General features: G+C 59.0%; 16 protein-coding genes. 7 read left to right on the top strand and 9 right to left on the bottom strand.

The genetic code is table 11. The features are described from left to right. Nucleotides 1-37: 37 nt before the first annotated feature. Nucleotides 38-364: a thioredoxin TrxA gene (gene trxA, locus AC13C0_RS07780; RefSeq protein ID WP_008169901.1), complete on the bottom strand. Its 327-nt coding sequence runs from the start codon at nt 362-364 to the stop codon at nt 38-40. A 306-nt stretch (nt 365-670) separates the two neighbouring features. Here trxA and ppx point away from each other — a divergent pair, with 306 nt between their 5' ends. Further along, nucleotides 671-2197, top strand: a complete 1527-nt coding sequence (gene ppx, locus AC13C0_RS07775) for an exopolyphosphatase (protein ID WP_117619344.1) — start codon at nt 671-673, stop codon at nt 2195-2197. Nucleotides 2198-2203: 6 nt separating this feature from the next. On the opposite strand, the gene AC13C0_RS07770 is transcribed toward ppx, so the two are convergent. Next, nucleotides 2204-4147, bottom strand: coding sequence for an ATP-binding cassette domain-containing protein (locus AC13C0_RS07770; RefSeq protein WP_117619343.1), 1944 nt, complete (start codon nt 4145-4147; stop codon nt 2204-2206). A gap of 46 nt (nt 4148-4193) precedes the next feature. On the opposite strand from AC13C0_RS07770, the gene AC13C0_RS07765 reads away from it, so the two are divergent. The 3 genes from AC13C0_RS07765 to bamJ all read left to right on the top strand — a co-directional run bounded on the left by AC13C0_RS07765 (nt 4194) and on the right by bamJ (nt 5977). After that, nucleotides 4194-4751 (top strand): DUF2390 domain-containing protein, encoded by a 558-nt coding sequence (locus AC13C0_RS07765; RefSeq protein ID WP_117619342.1) that lies wholly within the window; start codon nt 4194-4196, stop codon nt 4749-4751. Then, entirely contained in the window at nt 4748-5134 is a 387-nt protein-coding gene (locus tag AC13C0_RS07760; RefSeq protein WP_117619341.1) for a DUF4124 domain-containing protein, read from the top strand. The genes AC13C0_RS07765 and AC13C0_RS07760 overlap by 4 nt, the downstream gene beginning before the upstream one ends. 126 nt (nt 5135-5260) lie before the next feature. Beyond that, the gene (gene bamJ / locus AC13C0_RS07755; protein WP_117619340.1) at nt 5261-5977 is read left to right on the top strand and encodes a BamJ family beta-barrel-assembly machinery protein; all 717 of its coding nucleotides are present in this window, start codon (nt 5261-5263) and stop codon (nt 5975-5977) included. A gap of 98 nt (nt 5978-6075) precedes the next feature. Here bamJ and rsd read toward each other — a convergent pair whose 3' ends face one another. Together rsd and AC13C0_RS07745 are read right to left on the bottom strand one after the other, a co-directional pair. Further along, on the bottom strand, nt 6076-6555 hold the full coding sequence (gene rsd, locus AC13C0_RS07750; protein WP_117619339.1) for a sigma D regulator: 480 nt from the start codon (nt 6553-6555) through the stop codon (nt 6076-6078). Nucleotides 6556-6657: 102 nt separating this feature from the next. Next, nucleotides 6658-7164, bottom strand: a complete 507-nt coding sequence (locus tag AC13C0_RS07745) for a disulfide bond formation protein B (RefSeq protein ID WP_205422217.1) — start codon at nt 7162-7164, stop codon at nt 6658-6660. A gap of 122 nt (nt 7165-7286) precedes the next feature. On the opposite strand from AC13C0_RS07745, the gene AC13C0_RS07740 reads away from it, so the two are divergent. Continuing rightward, complete coding sequence (locus tag AC13C0_RS07740) at nt 7287-7736, top strand: flagellar basal body-associated FliL family protein (protein WP_117619337.1); 450 nt, start codon at nt 7287-7289, stop codon at nt 7734-7736. Between the two features lie 26 nt (nt 7737-7762). On the opposite strand, the gene rmf is transcribed toward AC13C0_RS07740, so the two are convergent. From rmf to AC13C0_RS07720, 4 genes are all read right to left on the bottom strand, one after another. Next, complete coding sequence (gene rmf, locus AC13C0_RS07735; RefSeq protein ID WP_117619336.1) at nt 7763-7978, bottom strand: ribosome modulation factor; 216 nt, start codon at nt 7976-7978, stop codon at nt 7763-7765. Between the two features lie 121 nt (nt 7979-8099). Beyond that, nucleotides 8100-9653 carry a glutamate--cysteine ligase gene (gene gshA / locus AC13C0_RS07730; protein ID WP_341581245.1) on the bottom strand — a complete coding sequence of 518 codons (1554 nt, stop codon included), beginning with the start codon at nt 9651-9653 and terminating at the stop codon, nt 8100-8102. A 68-nt stretch (nt 9654-9721) separates the two neighbouring features. Further along, entirely contained in the window at nt 9722-12064 is a 2343-nt protein-coding gene (locus AC13C0_RS07725; protein WP_117619334.1) for a Tex family protein, read from the bottom strand. 49 nt (nt 12065-12113) lie between these two features. Further along, nucleotides 12114-13850, bottom strand: a complete 1737-nt coding sequence (locus AC13C0_RS07720; RefSeq protein WP_117619333.1) for a putative bifunctional diguanylate cyclase/phosphodiesterase — start codon at nt 13848-13850, stop codon at nt 12114-12116. Between the two features lie 143 nt (nt 13851-13993). Between AC13C0_RS07720 and rep the strand changes: the two genes are divergently transcribed. Continuing rightward, a complete protein-coding gene (gene rep, locus AC13C0_RS07715; RefSeq protein ID WP_117619332.1) occupies nt 13994-16012 on the top strand; it encodes a DNA helicase Rep in 2019 nt (672 codons plus the stop codon). Nucleotides 16013-16076: 64 nt separating this feature from the next. Here the strand turns inward: rep and AC13C0_RS07710 are convergent, their stop codons facing one another. Beyond that, nucleotides 16077-16490 (bottom strand): c-type cytochrome, encoded by a 414-nt coding sequence (locus AC13C0_RS07710; RefSeq protein WP_341581244.1) that lies wholly within the window; start codon nt 16488-16490, stop codon nt 16077-16079. 202 nt (nt 16491-16692) lie between these two features. Here AC13C0_RS07710 and AC13C0_RS07705 point away from each other — a divergent pair, with 202 nt between their 5' ends. Next, nucleotides 16693-17031 (top strand): hypothetical protein, encoded by a 339-nt coding sequence (locus tag AC13C0_RS07705; RefSeq protein ID WP_341581243.1) that lies wholly within the window; start codon nt 16693-16695, stop codon nt 17029-17031. The last annotated feature ends 49 nt before the right edge of the window (nt 17032-17080 follow it).

Raw genomic sequence — 17080 nt, 5'->3', positions numbered from 1 at the left:
CTGTGCTCAGGGGCGGTTTTTAGCGGCCTGGCTGCAATCAGAGATTGCTGTCCAGAAAGGCCGCCAGTTGGGATTTGGAGAGTGCGCCGACTTTGGTGGCGTCCACGTTGCCGTTCTTGAACAGCATCAGGGTCGGGATACCACGGATGTTGAACTTCGGCGGGGTCTGCTCGTTTTCGTCAATGTTAAGCTTGCAGACCTTCAGTTTGCCGTCGTATTCGTCGGCAATCTCTTCAAGCACCGGCGCGATCATCTTGCACGGGCCGCACCATTCCGCCCAGTAGTCCACCAGCACGGGGACGTCGGACTGCAGTACATCCTGCTCAAAAGACGCGTCAGTTACATTTACGATATTTCCGCTCATTACATTTTCCTGATTCATGCACGACTGCTAATCGCCGGTACGGGGTTTCGAAAAAGGATCCGGTACCGTCACAGGTGCTGTTGACTGTCGCTGAAGGCTGCCGTGGCTTGCAAGGCAACCCTTCACCCTCATCACGGTATGTCATACTTTACGCGATTGATCAGCCGGATGTGAAGCAGTAGATCCACCTCTATCAATCGATCCGGGGCTGACCCCGGTCAAATGCCGCGTCTGCCGGTTACTGACAGGCCTGAGGGATTTCGCTTATAGTACCCCGCAAGTTCATACCAAAAGGATTTCGACCACGTGACGGCCGCCTCCACCGCCGAAAACGCTGCCTCCTCGCCAGGGGTGCTTGCAGCCATCGACATGGGCTCGAACAGCTTCCACATGGTGGTTGCCCGACTCGTGCACGGGGAAATCCGGACCCTCGAGAAGATGGGGGAAAAAGTCCAGCTAGGCGCAGGTCTGGATCAGTACAACCGGCTGACTGAAGAGACCCAGGAGCGCGCCCTGAGCTGCCTGGGCCGGTTTGCTCAGCGCCTTCAGGGGATGCCACCGGAGGCTGTACAGATTGTCGGCACCAACGCCCTCAGAGTGGCTCGTAACGCCCATCAGTTCATGGCCCGCGCGGAGGAGGTTCTCGGCTATCCGGTGGAGATCATTGCCGGGCGCGAGGAAGCGCGCCTGATTTATCTGGGCGTCTCCCATACCCTTTCTGACGATATCGGGCGCCGGCTGGTGATCGATATCGGTGGCGGCAGTACCGAGTTCATTATCGGCCAGCGTTTTGAGCCCCAGGAGCTGGAAAGCCTGCACATGGGCTGTGTTTCCTTCCGGAACCGGTACTTCCCGGACGGAAAGATTACCCGGCGGCAGATGGACAAGGCAGTGACCCACGCCGAACAGGAACTGCTGAATATCCGCCAGCATTACCGCTCCGTGGGGTGGCAGAGTGCCGTCGGTTCATCCGGCTCGATCAAAGCGATTGCCAGTGTCTTGTCATCCCTGAAGATTACCGATGGCACCATTACCCTCCCCGCCATGCAGGAGCTGCGCAAGCGCCTGGTGGGTATGGGTAAAACGGAAAAGCTGGCTGATCTGGGTGTGCGCTCGGACCGTCAGAGTATTTTCCCTGCCGGCTTTGCCATTCTGATGGGAGCGTTCCAGTCCCTCGGTATCACTGAAATGTCGTTTGCCGACGGCGCCCTTCGGGAAGGCCTGCTCTACGACATCGTCGGGCGGATCCGGCACGAGGATGTGCGGGAGCGGACAATTTCCGCCCTGCAGGAGCGTTATCATGTTGATCCGGAGCACGGTGCGGCAGTCGAAGCGACCGCCGTTGCAGCCTGGGAACAGGTGGCGGATGCCTGGGGGCTGCATACCGCGGTCGACGAAGAAGTGCTGCGCTGGGCCTGCCGTCTGCATGAAATCGGCCTGACCATTTCCCACAGCCAGTATCATAAACACGGAGCCTACCTGCTGCGGTACTCGGACCTTCCCGGCTTCAGCCAGCAATTCCAGCGGGACCTCGCCACGCTGGTTCGCGGGCACCGGCGCAAGTTCTCCCCGGCCATCTTCGAGGGGCTGGACCCGGATGATACCATCCGGCTTCGCTATCTCTGCGTCCTGGTGCGTCTGGCCGTCCTGCTTCAGCACCCCCGCAACATGGAGCCACCGCCGGAGTTCACCCTGAATGCCCGCAAGGACAAGCTGGTACTGACGTTTCCATCCGGCTGGCTGGATGATCGGCCGCTGACCCTGGCCGATCTCGATAACGAACGTGATTACCTCGCCAGACAGGATTTCACCCTGGAGTTGAACGGAGGCTGAGGGCAGTCAATCCGCCAGCTCCGCCTCCAGCGATTCCACAGCTTCACTGACTTCCAGCCACTGCGCCTCAACCTCTTCGAGGCGGCTTTTTGAAATGGCCTGCTCGCCGAGCAACTCTTTCATCCGGACCTTATGGCTTTCTTCATACAGCCCCGGGTCCGCGAGCTCTTCCTCCAGCACCGACAGTCTCCGGTGCAACTGCTCCATTTCCTTTTCCAGGGAGGTCTGCTGCTTGCGATAGGGGCTGAGCTTTTGCCGGAGGGCTGCCTCCGCGCGCTTGCGGGCCTTTCGGTCATCGGCGCTTTCGCCGGTTCCAACCGCGGGTTCCACCGGGTCTTGCTGGCCAGTCTGCAATCGCTTTGGTGCTTCGGTTTCGTCCTTGCGACGGTCTGCCAGCCAGCGCTCGTAGTCTTCAAGGTCACCCTGATACTCAACAACCCGGCCATCGTTCACCAGCCAGAATTCGTCCACGGTGTTTCTCAGCAAGTGCCGGTCGTGGGAAACCACCACAATGGCACCCTCAAAGTTTTGCAGGGCCATGGTCAGGGCCTGGCGCATTTCCAGATCCAGGTGGTTGGTCGGCTCGTCCAGAAGGAGCAGGTTCGGTTTCTGCCAGGCGATCACCGCCAGTGCCACCCTGGCCTTTTCGCCACCGGAGAACGAACGGACAGGGCTCAGGGCCTCATCACCATGAAAATCAAAGCCGCCGAGGAAGTTCCGGATACCCTGTTCCGAGGCCTTTGGTGCCAGCCGCTGCAGATGCAGGAACGGGCTGGCATCCAGGTCCAGGGATTCCAGCTGATGCTGGGCAAAATAGCCAATGGCCAGATGCTCGCCACAGGTACGTTCTCCGGACAACAGGGTGCCTTCGCCCCTCAGCGTATCCATCAGGGTGGATTTACCCGCACCGTTGGGGCCCAGCAGACCAATCCGGCTGCCGGGTAACAGGGTCAGGTTAATACCGTCGAGGATTGTGGTATTGCCGTGTCCGGCCCTGCCATTGCGTATCGACAACAGGGGGTTGGAGACCTTTTCAGCCACCGGAAATTCAAAGCTGAAGGGCGAATCAATATGGGCCGGTGCAATGCGCTCCATACGTTCCAGGGCCTTCACCCGGCTCTGGGCCTGACGGGCCTTGGTAGCCTGCGCCTTGAAGCGGTCGATGAAGCGCTGAATCTCGGCAATCCTGGCCTGCTGGCGCTCGAACCCAGCCTGCTGCTGGGCCAGACGTTCGCTGCGCTGGCCTTCAAAGGCAGAGTAATTACCCGTATAAAGCTCCAGCTTCCGGCGGTCGAAATGCACCACATGGGTGGCGACCCGATCCATGAAATCACGGTCGTGGGAAATGAACAGCAAGGTACCCTGATACCGGCGCAGCCAGTTTTCCAGCCACAGACAGGCATCCAGATCCAGATGGTTGGTGGGTTCATCGAGCAGCAGCAGGTCTGACGGTCGCATCAGGGCCTGGGCCAGGTTCAGGCGGATCCGCCAGCCACCGGAAAACGCCGATACCGGCCGGTCCGCGTCCTCGTCCGAGAAACCCAGCCCCCTTATCAGCGCCTCGGCGCGACGGGCCGCGGACCAGGCCTCGTGCACGTCCAGCTCACCGTGTATGCGGGCAATGGCATGGTCATCACCGGCGGCTTCAGCCTGAGCCAGCTCCCGCTCCAGGCGGCGCAGATCGAGATCGCCATCAAGAACAAAATCCCGGGCGCTGCGCCCTGAGGCTTCGACTTCCTGGGCCATGTGGGCAATGCGGCAGCCCCCGGGCAGCGAAACCGCGCCCTGTTCCGGTGACAACTGGCCCAGCAACAGCTGGAAAAGGCTGGATTTGCCGGCACCGTTGGCGCCGACGATGGCCACTCGCTGGCCGGGCTGGACCGTGAGGCTGACGGATTCTAGCAACCAGACGCCGCCCCGTTGTAAACTGAGATCGGTTATCGTTAACATGTTTTCATTTTATCAACGTAAAGTGTTCAGGGAAGGCACAGCGCCTATGTCGCTCCGCTCGGCAACCATCCCGGATTTATCGACACCGCCGTTGGAATTGCCGGCAGATCTGGAACCGGAGAATCCACTCTGGTGTTTTGCACTGGCGTTCTGGAAGCTTCCGGACGTTCAGGACAGCTGCCTGGCGCTTCAGAACCAGGGCTGGAGCGTGACGCGGATTCTGACTGCAGCCTGGCTCGCACTGTCTGACAGGGCCTTCGCCGGGGTCGAGGACGCTACGGTAACAGAGTGGCGCGACCGTGTAACCGGTGCGCTGCGTAGCGCGAGAAAATCCCTGCCGGGCATGGCCGGCAGGTATCACCAGCTTCGCACCGGCATCGCCGGCCTGGAACTCGAAGCCGAACAGATAGAGCTGGCCCTGGCCTGGCGGACGCTAATGACCAACAACCCGGAACAATCTGACATGCAAGGACTCGATACGCTGATCAGAACCAACCTTGCCGCGGCTGCACCGGCATCGCGAATCGATGACCGTGCCGGGCCCCTGCTGAATGCACTGGGCACAGCCCTGGCCAACTTCCCAAAGGGAGACCACCAGCCATGATAATGAAATGGCTCATAAGGCTCTCGTTTCCCGCCCTCGGGTTACTGTTGTTGCTGATTATCTTCGGACTCAACGATCCGGAGCAGGTATCCGAACCGGTTGCAGACGAGGAACAGCCGGAAATCCCGGCCTTTGAAGGCCTGGTACCGTCCCCGATTCCAACCGAGGGTCCGGAAATTGTGTTCAAATGGAAGGACACGGACGGCAGTTGGCATTATGCAGACCAGCCCCCGAAACAGGGGCCCTGGTACACGCTGGCCATCGAGCGGCGGGACAAGGCTTCGCCACTCAACCGCACTCCGGAATCGGAGCCCGACTGGCAGTCCCCCTACACCGCGCCATTTTCTCTGGGCCCTTCAGCAGCCGACAACAACGACAGTTGATCTGACCCGTCCGGATTCTTAACACATGTTCAGTGGCATCTCGCGCCGGAACCCGTTACCTTCTCCGTTCTGACAAACACAACACGGGGCTCAGCCCCATGCACAGACGTTATAAAGGATGAAGCAATGAAAAAGACGCTCCTCGCACTGGCAGTGACCGGCCTCGTCGCTGGCTGCTCAACACCACCCGAGGCTCCGGAACAACCCAAACTGGAGTCAACCGACCAGAAGGTCAGCTATGGCATGGGTCTGGTTCTCGGTGAGCGCATGAGCAACGATCTGCCGAATCTGCAGATGGACCAGTTCCTTCAGGGCATTCAGCATGGCCAGGCCGGCGATGAAGAAGCCAGGCGCATGAGCCGTGAGGAAATCCAGCAGGCCCTGATGGCCTATCAGCAGCAGCTTCAGGAAGAGCAGACCAAGCAGACGGAAGAGCTGGCCAGCAAGAATCTTGAGGCTGGCAAGGCTTTCCTGGCGGAGAATGCCGAACGCGACGGTGTAAAGACCACTGAATCCGGCCTGCAATACGAAGTGCTGGAGAAAGGCGACGGCGAAAAGCCTGCGGAAACCGATACCGTCCAGGTACACTACACTGGCGAACTCCTGTCCGGCGAAGTCTTTGACAGCTCCCGCGAGCGTGGCGAGCCAGTAACCTTTGCCCTGAACCAGGTTATCCCGGGCTGGACCGAAGGTCTGCAGCTGATGAGCGAGGGCGCCCGCTACAAGCTCTATATTCCATCTGACCTGGCCTACGGCCCGGGCGGCAACCGTGCCATCGGCCCGAACGAGACCCTGGTATTCGATGTCGAGCTTCTGGACGTCAATCCGGAATCCGGAGAGTAAAGTACCGATCAGATCAGGCCGCAGTTTGTGAAATTGCGGCCATAAAAAAGCCCCGGTCGGCAACACCGAACCGGGGCTTTTTTTATATCAGACATTTCTCAGGCAGGCGCTACTTTACCCGCATGGGCATTGTGAAGGTGCTCAATCAGGAAATCTTCCATCTCGAACCGGGTCTCGAGGGTTTCGCCGAGCTTCGACAGTTCGCCAAACAGCGCTTTCACGTCCTCCTCAGACAGCTCCCTGTCGTCCAGGCGGTCATTGAAGTTAAGGGCGACCTCTGTCGTCTGCTCAATCCGGGGATAAACCTTCGCAGCCAGTTCCAGGCCACCATCGTTAAATTCACGGGCCTCGCTGACCAGTTGCTCATAGATTTCGAAATGGCCCGTGGAGACATAATCCACAAGCACTTCGCACAGGCGCACGAATTTCTCTCTCAGCGCTTCTGTCTGTGAAAAGTCGCTCTCTCCGGACAGATCACAGTAATGAACCAACAGCTCCTGACGTTCCTTGAGCCAGCGATCAATCAGTTCGCTGACGCCACCCCAACGCTCCCTGGCATTTCGGCAATTTTCCAACATGACGCCTGTTCTCCGCTTGGTATTCCGGCACTTCTGTTTCGGTTTTGATGTTTCTCAGGTTTCGGTCAAGTTACCCCATGCCAGCGGTCCCCCGCAACCGTTTCAGCTCCGAATCCACTCCCCGGACTTTCGCCGGCGAAACACCAGAATCAGCCCGATAATCACCAGCAGTGAAAAGAACACCGCTGTCCAGCCGGGAATACTCAGCCCCAGGAACCGCCACACTACCTGGGCGCAATCCCCGGTGCCTCTCAGGGCGGTGGAGAGCACCTCAAACCAGGGCAGCACCTCCAGCATATAGTCGACCGAAGGGCCACAGGCGGGCACCTGATCCGCCGGCAGGCTCTGCAGCCACAACTGCCGGCTGGCCACGCCAAGCCCGGCACCGGCGGTCAGTACCAGCAGGAAGCCATAAATACGAACCCCGAATCCGGTAGGCCCCTGCAGCAGGGCCAGAAAGCTGACCAGGCCAGCCCCCATGAATCCGAAACGCTGCAGCCAGCATAGCGGGCAGGGCTCAAGCCCCATCACATGTTCCATATAAAACGCGACGCCCAGAAGTGCGGCACACACAAGGAAAATAAGCCCGAAAACCCATCTGCTGGTCAAAAGAACACCTCGATTCGTGAATTGAAACTGCAACCTCGCACCGGGCCTGCTATTCTCGGTGCTACCGGCGATATCGCCTCCGACTCGTCACTAAACCCTAAACCACGATCAACTTCAAGCCTATGACACACCAGCCAAAACCTGTTCTCACTATGATCTTCCTGCTGCTTTCACTGGTCTCCCTGCCGGCGGTTTCCCAAGATGAGGAAACCTCAGAAGAGGAGGTAGTGCAGGAAGACAGTGGCTTCACCGACTACATCAGCATGGATCCGGCGTTTGTCACCCACGTGGGCGCTGCAGACAACAAGCCGACCTATCTGAAGGCAGCGGTCAGTCTCCGGGCCCGGAGCGCGAGCACCCGGCCGGCTCTGGAGGCTCACATGCCGCGATTGCGACATGAGCTGGTGATGCTTTTTGGCGAGCAAACGGATATCGAACGCCTGACTTCCATGGAAGGTCAGCAGGCGCTCCGTGAGGAAGCAAAACAACGGATAAATGCCGTACTGGAAGAGCAACAGACCGGCGAAAGCATCGCCGGCGTACTGTTTACGGAATTCGTCGTGCAGAAATAGTGCGAGACGCGGCCAGAGGCGAGGACTCAGGCGATTTGTGAAAACAGGTCGTCGCCTTTGTCCCGGTTTTCACAGGCAACCAGATCGGCATCATCCCATCCGGCCTCCCAGGCCGCGATGACGACATCGCCCCGGTAGGGGCAGCGTGTCTTGTCCATATTCATCGTGGCCGCCATGTAACCCTGGCGGTAAGCCTTGTTCAGAGCTTCCACATCCCAGCCAAGTTTGATATCCCTTGCCATGCCGACTCCTCCGATCCTGATGTTACAAAAATTAACAGGCTGACCGGAGGGTGACAAATCTTTGTTCAGTTTCTGTGCGTCAGGTCCGCAGACAAATGAGAAGGCGGACCTGGCCACCGGTTCAGGAGCGCAGGTAGTGCTCCAGAAACTCGCCAAACGCCAGGGTATCGGCCCGCTCCATTTGCTGCTGGTCCGACAGGGAGTCCGCGGTCATGGTTTCAAAGGCTTTGCGTACGTCGGCATCCAGGCCTTCCTGCCTCAGGGTTTGCTGATGCTGGCGCGCCATTTCCATACCCCACTCCCGGTGCCCCAGGCCAGACGAACGCATGGCGTCAAGCACCCGGGCCGAGGGCGCGGCCCCCTCGCCACACATCACCTCTCGCTGGGCGGCCAGGGCCTTGCGGTAGGTATCGCCCCCTTGCCAGCCATCCAGCAGCTCCGCCAGGGGTTCCAGTTGCTCAAGCAGACCAGTCGCGGCCTCTGGTACCGGCGTGCGCTGCCCTCCACGGCAAAGGGTCAGTTCCCGATAGCGTCCACGGGCCACCACATCCTTGTAGTTATCGTCCAGCCGCTCGCACTCGGCGTCGCCAATACGGGGAGAGGCTGACAGCAGGCAATCCAAAAGAAACAGATCCAGGAAATCGATCTGGGCTTCGTTCACGCCGACCGGAGAGAACGGATCCAGATCCAGGCAACGCACCTCAATATATTCCACACCCCGGGCTTCAAGGGCCTGAATGGGTTTTTCTTCCCGTTCTGTGGTTCGCTTGGGCCGCACGGCACTGTAATACTCGTTTTCAATCTGCAGGACACTGGTGTTGATCTGAATGAATTGGTCGCCCCGGCGGGTACCGATCTCCTCGTAAGCCGGCCAGGCAGTATGGATGGCCCGGTCCAGGGTCCCGGTGTAGGTGCTGAGCTCATTGAAACAGATGTTCAGGGAAGCCTGGGCATTGTTGTGGTAACCCAGATCACCCATACGCAGGGAAGTGGCGTATTCGCCGTACCAGGTGCGCTCATCAAACCGACTCAGATCATGGCTGACATCGGCAACAAAGCTCGCATCCAGTGCCGGAGAAGCACCAAACAGCAGCATCAGCAGCCAGCTCCGGCGCCGGAAATTCCGGATCAGCCAGAAATACTGGTCCGATTTGAAGTCCTTCAGGCTTTGCTGATCACCCAGAGCCTCCTGCCATTTCCGCCAGAAACTGTCCGGCAATGACAGGTTGTAGTGAGCGCCGGCGATGCTCTGCATCATCCGGCCATAGCGAACCGCCAGCCCCTGGCGGTAAACGTGCTTGAGACGGCCAATGTTGGAGCTGCCGTATTCTGCAATGGGAATACTCGGATCTCCATCCAGCTCACAGGGCATGCTGGCTGCCCAGAACACTTCGTCGCCGAGATTCTCCTGAACAAACGTATGAGTATCCCTCAGGGAGTTGAGCATCCCGCCAGTGCTGTCAAACACAGGCGTGATCAGCTCCAGCAGGGCTTCGGAATAATCGGTGGTAATTCGCGGATGGGTCAGCGCTGAACCCAGGGCTTCCGGATGCGGCGTCTGGGCGATGAACCCGTTGCGGTCCACCCGCAGCCCTTCTTTCTCGACACCCTTGAGGAAACCGTGCCAGTCGCTGGCTGCGAACTGGCGAAATACGGAATGGCGGGATTCAGCCATGGTCGACTCCTGCTGCGACCGGTCCCTCCTCGTGAGCGGGACCGACCGGTGAAAAGATTAAAAGCCTGTTAACGGCTGTCCTTGCGGGCCGAAGCCAGTGCCTGGGCAAGTGCGCCCGCCATGGCACCCTGCCGGGATTTCTCGCCGGAGCCAGAGCTACGGCTGTTTCGATGACCGGCTTTCTGGCTGGCACCGGCGCGGTTTCCACCCGTCGGTTTGCCCTCATTTTTCTCGCCAGGCTGATCGTCCATGCGCATGGTCAGGGCGATCCGTTTGCGCGGGATGTCCACCTCCAGCACCTTCACCTTAACGATATCCCCGGCTTTGACCACTTCCCGCGGGTCCTTGACAAACGTGTGGGACAGCGCCGAAATATGCACCAGCCCATCCTGATGGACGCCGATGTCCACAAAGGCGCCGAAGTTGGTCACGTTGGTGACGGAACCCTCCAGTACCATGCCCGGCTTCAGGTCATTGAGGGTTTCAACGCCCTCCTCGAAGCTGGCAAAACGGAATTCCGGGCGCGGATCCCTGCCCGGCTTCTCCAGCTCGGAGATGATGTCCTTGATGGTGGGCAATCCGAACCGTTCAGTTACGTAATCCTGGGGGTTCAGACCACGTAAAAATGCAGAATCCCCGACAATATCGTCGACCTTGCGGTTGTTGCGCGCGGCGATAGCCTCCACCACCCCATAGGCTTCCGGGTGAACAGAAGACCGGTCCAGCGGATTCTCGCCACCGGCGATCCGCAGAAAGCCCGCCGCCTGCTCAAACGTCCGGTCCCCGAGCCGGGTGACCTTCAGCAGTTGCTTGCGGTTACGGAACATGCCGTTCTGGTTGCGGAATTCAATGATGTTCTGGGCGATGGTCTGATTCAGACCAGACACCCGTGCCAGCAGAGGCGCCGAAGCGGTGTTCAGATCCACGCCCACGCCGTTTACACAGTCTTCCACCACCGCATCCAGGCTGCGGGATAACTGCACCTGGGACACATCGTGCTGGTACTGCCCCACCCCGATGGATTTCGGCTCGATCTTCACCAGTTCCGCCAGCGGATCCTGCAGGCGGCGGGCAATGGACACGGCACCACGAATGGTCACATCCAGATCCGGCAGCTCTTTGGAGGCAAATTCGGAGGCCGAATATATGGAAGCACCGGATTCGCTAACCACGATTCGGGCCAGTTTGAGTTCCGGATAACGTTTGCTCAGGTCGCCCACCAGCTTCTCGGTTTCCCGGGACGCAGTACCGTTGCCGATAGCCACCAGCTCGATCTTATACTCCCGACACCAGGCCGCCAGCTGCTCGATGGAGCGGTCCCACTGGTTCTTGGGTGCGTGGGGGTATATGGCTCCGTGGCCCACCACCTGCCCGGTACCGTCGATAACGGCCACCTTCACACCGGTACGCAGCCCCGGGTCCAGCCCTAGTGTCGGGCGCGGGCCGGCCGGGGCTAGCAGCAGAAGATCTTTGAGGTTGGCGGCGAAAACATTAATGGCTTCGGTCTCGGCGGCTTCACGCACCTGGGCCATGAGATCGGTTTCAATCTGGGTTGAGAGCTTGACCCGCCAGGTCCAGCGCACCACTTCCGACAGCCACTTGTCAGCGGCACGGTCGTTATCCCGGATGTTCCAGCGGGCAGCAATCCGCTGCTCCGCCGGATGGGGCGTGCGGCGATCAGCATCAGCATCGCCAACCACGATACTGTAGGCCAGGATGCCTTCGTTGCGGCCACGCAGGATGGCCAGAGCACGGTGGGACGGCACCTTTTTCAACGGCTCGACATGATCAAAATAGTCCCGGAACTTGGCCCCTTCGTTTTCCTTGCCTTCCACCACGGTCACTTTCAACTGGCCTTCCTGCCAGATCAAATCCCGCAGGCTGCCCAGCAACTCGGCGTCCTCGGCAAAGCGCTCCATCAGAATGTAACGGGCTCCATCCAGGGCGGCCTTGGTGTCTTCCACACCTGCCTCTTTGTTCAGGTAGGACTGCGCGGTAATTTCCGGATCCTGTGTCGGGTCGTCATACAAGGCATCCGCCAGGGCCTCCAGGCCGGCTTCCCGGGCAATCTGGGCCTTGGTCCGGCGCTTGGGCTTATACGGCAGGTAGAGATCTTCCAGGCGGTTCTTGGCATCCGCCTCGTTAATGCTGGCCTTGAGCTCATCGGTCAGTTTGCCCTGCTCCTCAATACTCTTGAGGATGGTGGCGCGACGGTCTTCCAGTTCCCGCAGATAGCGCAGACGCTCCTCCAGGTTCCTCAGCTGGCTGTCGTCCAGCGAACCGGTCACCTCTTTCCGGTAACGTGCGATAAACGGAACGGTGGAACCCTCGTCGAGCAGGGCGACGGTGGCATTAACCTGTTGCTCGCGGACACCGAGCTCGTCGGCGATGCGCCTGGAGATACTGTTCATGCAACCTCTGTCTCATGCTTTGCCAATAAAGCAGCAAAGGTACAGCGGCTTACTGTTGCAGGCAAGCGGCCTGGCCACGCTTGTTCAGGAATTGCACAAGATCGGCCCAGGGCATGGGGCGGGCGTAATAGTAACCCTGGATTTCATCGCAATGCTGCTGACGCAGGAACTCCAGTTGCCCTTCGGTTTCCACGCCTTCGGCGACCACGCTGATCTGCAGACTGTGGGCCAGGCTGATAATGGCCCGGATGATGTGCTCCGCGTCGGCCGAGTGGCCGAGCTCCTGCACGAAGGACTTGTCGATCTTGACCAGGGAAATGGGCAGATGCTGCAGATTGCTCAGGGAGGAGAAACCGGTCCCGAAGTCATCAAGGGCAAAGCTGATACCCAGTTGGTTCAGCTCTCGCAGGCAACGCTGGGCATACTCGGGGTCGTGCATCATGGCACTTTCCGTAAGCTCCAGCTCCAGCAGACTGGTATCCACATTGGCGTTGAAAATAATCCGGAAAATGGTTTCGGTCATCTTGCGATCGTGGAACTGCCGGAACGACAGGTTGACGGCGAACACCAGCCCCGGAAATCCGAGCTCGGCAGACTCCTGCAGGCGTTTACAGGCCTGTTCGATAACCCAGTACCCGATCGGCACGATCAGGCCGCTGCGCTCGGCGACCGGAATGAATTCGTCCGGCCCCACCAGCCCCCGCTCCGGGTGGTTCCAGCGCAACAGGCACTCGACACCACGAACTTCTTCAGTGGCCAGATCAATCCGGGGCTGATAGTAAAGCTCCAGTTCCTTGCCCCTCAGGGCATTGCGCAGGTCGGCCTCGAGCCGAAGCTGATAGCCGGCAGAGATATGCAACTGCCGGTCGTAGAAGCGATAACTGGTGCCAGGATCCCGCTTGGCCTCGAACATGGCCCGGTTGGCCCGGCGCAACAGATTTTCGGCACTGTCACCGGCTTCCGGGTAAGTGGCAACGCCGAGGCTGACGCTGACCACCACATTCTGGCCGTCGATCGCGACCGGCTCATCCAACGCATTGACCACCTTGCGGATGATCTGGGTGATGTCGAGGGAGTCTTCGACCTTCTCGATGATGATGGCCAGCTCATCGCCGCCAATGCGCATCAGGGAATCCACCCGCCTCAGGGAGTGCCGGAGACGCTCCGCCAGTTTCATCATCAACTGATCGCTTTTCTGGTAACCGAAGGATTCATTGATACTGCGGAAATCGTCGACATTGAGGTGCAGAAGTGCCAGCCGGTGGCTGGCCCGCTCAGCCCGCAGCAGCGCCTGCTGGAGACGATCAAAGAACAGATCCCGGTTTATAAAACCGGTGGCGACCTCCCGCCCCAGCTGGCCGTAGGCCGACTCGGACAACTGTTCCCGGTACCAGAGGCACTTCACAGCCCGGCGGAAATTCCATTGGTCGAGATTCTGGCGGCAGAGATAATCGGCGGCGCCGGCGGCGAGCAGTTCGGGAGCCCGCAGTTCCGGCAACTCCGCACTGAGGGCAAGGACAGGCTTCTCATTGCTGCCAACCGCCAGGTATTGAAGAAAGGAGGCCTCAGAACCGCCATGGAAAATACAGTCCCAGACAATGACATCGAAACTGGCGTTGCGGATCAGGTCGTCACAATCCACCAGATCCGGGCACCAGGTAGCGTCCGCACTGATTTCGACGTCACCCGCCAGAAGATCATTCAGCCAGAGAAAATCAGCATAATCCGGTGTCAGAACCAGGAGGCGTAACTGTCCGGGCCTCATGGTTTCCAGTGGCAGAGTCATTAAGCAGAATCCATTTATGCGTGAACAACCGAGTCCGTTTTATCAATCATAGCCGATAGATCGTCAAGGTACAGGAACGCTGATTGGTGTAGAATAGCCTCACGCCTGTTTCCCCCATTTCGTTCCATTCTGGCAACTTATTTGTGAACAAACTCAACCCGAGACAAAGCGAGGCAGTCCGCTATTCAGACGGTCCCCTGCTGGTACTTGCTGGTGCCGGCAGCGGCAAAACCAGCGTGATTACCCGCAAGATTGCCTACCTGATCGAGCACCTCGGTATTCCGGGGCGCCATATTGCCGCAGTGACCTTCACCAACAAGGCCGCCCGGGAAATGAAGGAGCGGGTTGGCCGGATCGTTGACCGAAAGCTGACCCGGGGACTGATTGTATCCACTTTTCATAACCTTGGCCTCAATATGATCCGGGAAGAGCACGCTCATCTGGGCTACCACCCGGGCTTTTCGATTTTCGACGCCGAGGATGCCAAGGCCCTGTTACAGGATCTGATGCTCCGGGAGGCCAGTGCCGAGGCCGGGGACGAACTCAGCGATGTCCAGATGACCATCTCGTCCTGGAAAAACGCCATGCGCGGGCCGGCCGAGGCCCTGAGCAAGGCGGCGGATGAGCGGGAACAGCGCATCGCCATCATTTACAACAAGTACAACGAATACCTCAAGGCTTACAACGCCGTGGATTTCGATGACCTGATCCTGCTGCCGGTGATGCTGTTTCGCTCGCACCCGGACGTGCTCGCGAAATGGCGCCGGAAAATCCGCTACATGCTGGTGGACGAGTACCAGGACACCAACGTGTGCCAGTACGAACTGGTCAAGCTTCTGGTGGCCGAACGGGCCGCATTCACCGTGGTCGGGGATGATGACCAGTCAATCTACGCCTGGCGCGGTGCCCGACCGGAGAATCTGGAGCAGCTCAAGGAAGACTTTCCCAGCCTGAAGATTGTCAAGCTGGAGCAGAATTACCGCTCCACAGCCCGGATCCTGCGCAGCGCAAACATGGTGATTGCCAACAACCCCCATGTGTTTGAAAAGGCGCTCTGGAGTGACCACACCATTGGCGAGGAGATCCGGGTTGTCCGGTGCCGCAACGAGGACGCGGAAACCGAGCGGGTTGCCACCGAGATCCTCGACCAGAAGCTGAAAAAAGGCCTGGATTTCCGGGACTTTGCCGTGCTTTACCGGGGTAATCACCAGGCCCGCCTGCTGGAGATGAAGCTCCAGGGCTACCAGATTCCCTACCGCATCTCCGGTGGCCAGTCGTTCTTCTCCAAGAACGAGATCAAGGATGCAATGTCGTACCTGCGCCTGCTGATCAATCCCGATGACGACGCCGCTTTCCTGCGGGTCGTGAACGTACCCCGCCGGGAGATCGGGCCCCGTACCCTTGAACAACTGAGCCACTATTCCCGCTCCCGGAACGTCAGCCTGTTCAAGGCCCTGGGCGACATGGGAGCGGAAACCCATGTGACCGAGAAGGGCCTGGATCGCCTGCGACGTTTTGCCCACTGGGTAGATGCCACTTGCGAGCGCTTGCACAGCGAAAATCCGGTCCCCGTGATCAAGCAGCTTTTTACCGACATCGAATATGAAGAATGGCTGCACCAGCACTCCGGCACCCCGAAACAGGCCGAGCGCAGGATGGAGAACATCTGGTATCTGGTGGAGTCCATTCAGCGCATGCTGGATGATGGCAAGGGCACCGCTGACGAACTGGGTATTGAGGATGCCATCACCAGGCTGATCCTCCGGGACATGATGGAGCAGCGTGAGGAAGAGGACGACAGTGACAAGGTTCAGTTGCTGACTCTCCACGCCTCCAAGGGCCTGGAGTTTCCCCATGTATTTATTATGGGCCTGGAGGAGGAGATTCTTCCCCACCGGAGCAGCATTGAAGAAGGCAACATCGAGGAAGAACGGCGACTGATGTACGTGGGCATCACCCGGGCCCGTGAAACGCTGACCCTGACCTACGCGGCGGCCCGGAAACAGTACGGCGAAAAGCTGGAAACCATCCCCAGCCGGTTCCTGGATGAACTGCCTGAAGAAGACCTGAAGTGGGAAGGCCTGGGCGATCTTGATGTGGAAGCCAACCAGAAAAAAGGCAAGGCAACCCTCAGTGCCCTGCTGGGAGACCTTGGCCTTTAGCTGCGCCAGGAAGGCAAAAAGCCCCGCAAGGGGGCTTTAAAGGTAACAGGCAGAATTTCCCCGGTTACTGGCTTTGCTCAACAATATACTCAACGGCCGCCTGAATTTCCTCGTCGGGGCAGTTTGCGCAGCCACCTTTTGCAGGCATGGCATTGAAGCCGTTGATCGCGTGGCTGACCAGGGTTTCCAGTCCCTTGTCGATCCGGGGAGCCCAGGCATCGGTATTACCCTTGACCGGGGCGCCGGCAGCACCGGTGGTATGACAGGCCATGCACACGGCATCGTACACTTCGCTGCCCGAGCGAGGACCGGAGCTGGCTGTCTCGGTCGGAGCAGCTGCGCTACCACACGCTTCACCCTGCAGACATACTTCGCCAACGGGCTGAATACGTGCACGAATTTCATCTTCAACACTTGCCATTACGGCGCCGGCTGTCAGGCCAAGAACGACCAGTACAGCAACCAGGACTCTCTTCATCTTCACAATGCACCTCGCATTTGAGCGTTATAATCTTCGGTCGCCGCATTATAGCGACTGAAACCAGGCAAAAAAACCAAACAGCAAAATCATTAATTGATTTCAACCATTTTAATTGCGATTTCGTAAGTCGGAGGGTGTTTTACGGACAATCCGGTTACCATGGTGTTCGCCGATGTTTAACCTTTCAGGACCTGTTTCCATGACCACTACGGAACCAACTTCACCCCACCCGTTGCGCAAACCGCTGCTGATTACTGAATTTACAGCACTGGCCGTTTTGCTGACTTCCATGGGGTGGTTCTCCAGCCAGACCGGCGACGGCCAGGCCATCAGTGCGGCCTGGCTGCTGATCCCCGCTCTGGCAAGCCTGGCCGTCTTCCTGAGTTTCATCGGGCTGATGTACCTGCGCTGGGTGGCATCCGCCGACAGCGCCAACCGGTTTCGCCACAAGGTCATTTTCTCGCTTCTGGCGGTTACCCTGATCGGCGTCTGGGTCTATGGCATAGCGAATACCTGGTTCAGCCTGAACGCCAGTTAGGAGACACCCCGACCATGACACCCTCACGTGTGTTGCCTGCCTCACCCCG

The sequence above is a fragment of the Marinobacter sp. B-21 genome (assembly GCF_056857895.1).
The sequence above is the reverse complement of the archived record's forward strand: the minus strand, read 5'-3'. Positions and strand labels throughout refer to the sequence as shown.

What these genes read in the sequence shown, in the direction of transcription:
- trxA (WP_008169901.1), bottom strand. Translation starts at nt 364, where the DNA reads ATGAGCGGAAATATCGTAAATGTAACTGACGCGTCTTTTGAGCAGGAT.
- AC13C0_RS07770 (WP_117619343.1), bottom strand. Translation starts at nt 4,147, where the DNA reads ATGTTAACGATAACCGATCTCAGTTTACAACGGGGCGGCGTCTGGTTG.
- AC13C0_RS07765 (WP_117619342.1), top strand. Translation starts at nt 4,194, where the DNA reads ATGTCGCTCCGCTCGGCAACCATCCCGGATTTATCGACACCGCCGTTG.
- AC13C0_RS07760 (WP_117619341.1), top strand. Translation starts at nt 4,748, where the DNA reads ATGATAATGAAATGGCTCATAAGGCTCTCGTTTCCCGCCCTCGGGTTA.
- bamJ (WP_117619340.1), top strand. Translation starts at nt 5,261, where the DNA reads ATGAAAAAGACGCTCCTCGCACTGGCAGTGACCGGCCTCGTCGCTGGC.
- rsd (WP_117619339.1), bottom strand. Translation starts at nt 6,555, where the DNA reads ATGTTGGAAAATTGCCGAAATGCCAGGGAGCGTTGGGGTGGCGTCAGC.
- AC13C0_RS07740 (WP_117619337.1), top strand. Translation starts at nt 7,287, where the DNA reads ATGACACACCAGCCAAAACCTGTTCTCACTATGATCTTCCTGCTGCTT.
- rmf (WP_117619336.1), bottom strand. Translation starts at nt 7,978, where the DNA reads ATGGCAAGGGATATCAAACTTGGCTGGGATGTGGAAGCTCTGAACAAG.
- gshA (WP_341581245.1), bottom strand. Translation starts at nt 9,653, where the DNA reads ATGGCTGAATCCCGCCATTCCGTATTTCGCCAGTTCGCAGCCAGCGAC.
- AC13C0_RS07725 (WP_117619334.1), bottom strand. Translation starts at nt 12,064, where the DNA reads ATGAACAGTATCTCCAGGCGCATCGCCGACGAGCTCGGTGTCCGCGAG.
- AC13C0_RS07720 (WP_117619333.1), bottom strand. Translation starts at nt 13,850, where the DNA reads ATGACTCTGCCACTGGAAACCATGAGGCCCGGACAGTTACGCCTCCTG.
- AC13C0_RS07710 (WP_341581244.1), bottom strand. Translation starts at nt 16,490, where the DNA reads ATGAAGAGAGTCCTGGTTGCTGTACTGGTCGTTCTTGGCCTGACAGCC.
- AC13C0_RS07705 (WP_341581243.1), top strand. Translation starts at nt 16,693, where the DNA reads ATGACCACTACGGAACCAACTTCACCCCACCCGTTGCGCAAACCGCTG.